This window comes from Flavilitoribacter nigricans DSM 23189 = NBRC 102662, from assembly GCF_002646595.1.
GTDB classification, from domain to species: Bacteria; Bacteroidota; Bacteroidia; order Chitinophagales; family Saprospiraceae; genus Flavilitoribacter; species Flavilitoribacter nigricans.
On sequence record NZ_PDUD01000108.1, the window covers coordinates 1 to 2,448 of the forward strand.

General features: G+C 46.7%; 2 protein-coding genes. Both read right to left on the reverse strand.

The genetic code is table 11. From position 1 onward, the window contains the following. Positions 1-302: 302 nt before the first annotated feature. Positions 303-1,496, reverse strand: a complete 1,194-nt coding sequence (locus tag CRP01_RS41575; RefSeq protein ID WP_170110766.1) for an IS91 family transposase — start codon at positions 1,494-1,496, stop codon at positions 303-305. A 1-nt stretch (position 1,497) separates the two neighbouring features. Next, positions 1,498-2,328, reverse strand: coding sequence for a tyrosine-type recombinase/integrase (locus CRP01_RS41580; protein WP_099156017.1), 831 nt, complete (start codon positions 2,326-2,328; stop codon positions 1,498-1,500). Between the last annotated feature and the right edge of the window lie 120 nt (positions 2,329-2,448).

A 2,448-nucleotide genomic window follows, 5' to 3' on the forward strand; every position in this document is an offset into this window, starting at 1 on the left:
CCAACATTAAGTCCGTTAACCGAAGGCGTAGCCCAAGCGGAGCTTTCGCTTAACGGACACGTTGGACGAAGGTGCCCGTCACACGAGACTATTATGGGCAAAGTATCTGATTCATCTGTCTTGCATAAGCCAGGTAGTTAACGCTCTGAGTGACTTTGCTCCGTTCAAGGTGTTAAAATACGGCCATTCATTGGGGTAGACAAGAGCCATCACCGATGATTTTTGGGGTTTTGATCCTGGCAGGCAATAGTGTACCTGTTGAAGACCTGCTTGAGGCTTCAGTATCTTATTTATTCAAGGGCTTACTTTGTGTTTGTTGGCGGACAAGAAGTAGGAGGAGCTCTGCTAGGCAACAATACCATAAAGATGTACATCCGGCCTTGCTGACAGCAAGGACAGAAGTTGGGATCTATACCAGTAAGTTGATACAGTCTCTCCTGCCAATTGATGTCGACTTTTTTAGGTTGAAAAACATGCCCCATGGCCTTGAAGCATAAGCTCAGCCGCTTAGTCTTGTCCCGGTTGGCCATCAATCCGTAGTAGCGCACCTTACTGAACCTCTTAGGCAAAATATGTTGTAAAAATCGACGAATGAACTCTTCACAACTCAGGCTCATTACTTTGGACTTATTCCCATCAGCATAATCTCGCCAACGGAAGCTCACCCGTCTTTGCTCTTCGTCCACTTTCAGTATCCGGTCATTGCTGATCGCTACGCGTTTTACGTAGCGCCCCAGATAGTTCAGTGCATGCTCCGGGCCTCCAAAAGGCGCTTTGGCATATACCACCCAATCCTTTCGATATACACATTCCAACAATTGATTCATTTGATGGAGGGATGACCATTGCGCACATAAGCCGCCCATCTTTAGTTGCCCCTGCCGATGAGCTCGACGCAAAAAACTGATGTACTTGGCACGGAATAATATGGATAAGGCTTTTACTGATACCAGGTAATTTTTCCGGGCCTCCTTCCATTTACCCTCTTTGGTCAGACCACCGGCCGGGATCAGACAATGTATGTGAGGATGATAATGTAAATTTTGTCCCCAGGTATGCAATACGGCTACCATACCGGTAGTGGCTCCCAAGTATTTTTTATCCGCCGTCAAGCTACAGAGCGATTCCCAGGCTAATCTAAATAGTTGATTATAAGCCAGTCGTTCATTGTAACGCACCAGATCGTGTAGTTCACTAGGTAAGGTAAAAACCAAATGAAAATACCGCACTGGTAATAACTCGGCTCGTCGTTTTTCCAGCCACACTTCCCGGGCCATGGATTGACACTTGGGACAGTGACTGTTCCGGCAACTGTTGTAACTGATCCGAACATGTCCGCACGCATCACAAGCATCAATATGCCCGCCCAAGGCACCCGTACGACAATCCTGAATATCCCGTACCACTTTAAGTTGCCTAGCTGATAAGCGACGGTGGCGCTGATAAGATTCCATACCTAATCGGAAAACATCAGCCACCTCGTAGCTGGACCTCATCTCACCACTGTGATAATAGATCCGGGACCTTTTCCAGGCGCTTGTTCTGTACATGGATATAACGGGCCGTAGTCGATAGATTGACATGGCCCATCATGCTCTTAATCGTCAGAGTATCTACTCCCGCATCTAATAAGTGGGTGGCAAAGCAATGACGTAGTACATGGACTCCTACTTGCCGTCTTATTCCGGCTTTTTTCATGCACTTCTTAAACACTTGTTGTACCGTTCGACCACTAATCGCCTGGCCCGGAGTCCTACCTTCAAATAAATATACTAGCGGGCGATAACCTCGCCAATAATCTCGCAACTGAGCCAGCATGGCCTGTGTCAATATCGTATAGCGATCCTTTTTGCCTTTGCCCTGTTGCACCCGAACCACCATTCGATGAGAATCAATATCCGATGGCTTAAGCTTGACCAACTCGCCCATGCGTAGCCCCGTACTATAAAGCATCCGTAGTATGGACTTGTGCTTCTGATTATTCGTTGCCTCTATCAGGCTCCTTACTTCCTCAACAGACAATATCTCCGGTAGAACTTTGGCTCGCTTCGGTCGAGGTAGCCGTCTTACATTCCACAAACGCTCCAGAATGTTTTCCCAGAATAGCTTAATGCCACTGTAAATCCCGTTCAAACTACTGGAACTGTAACTCTTCGAGGTGGTCACATAATGTAAATAATCCGCCACATCCGATTCGCTCAGTTTACTCGGGCATCTTCCAAAGTGTCTGGCCATTACTGATACGGCAGTCACATAACATTTGATCGTCGAAGCACTGTAATTCTTGCGCTCCATCCAATGGATCATTTTTTGACGTAATGGTGTCATAGTAGAGAAATTTGGTGAGAAAAAGTTTTCTCTACTAAGTTAAGGTAGGCCCTTAGCTAGCGCCGGTATCGGCGCTTTAGTTCAACATCTTTGTATCCGCCATATGGCGGATAGTAAATT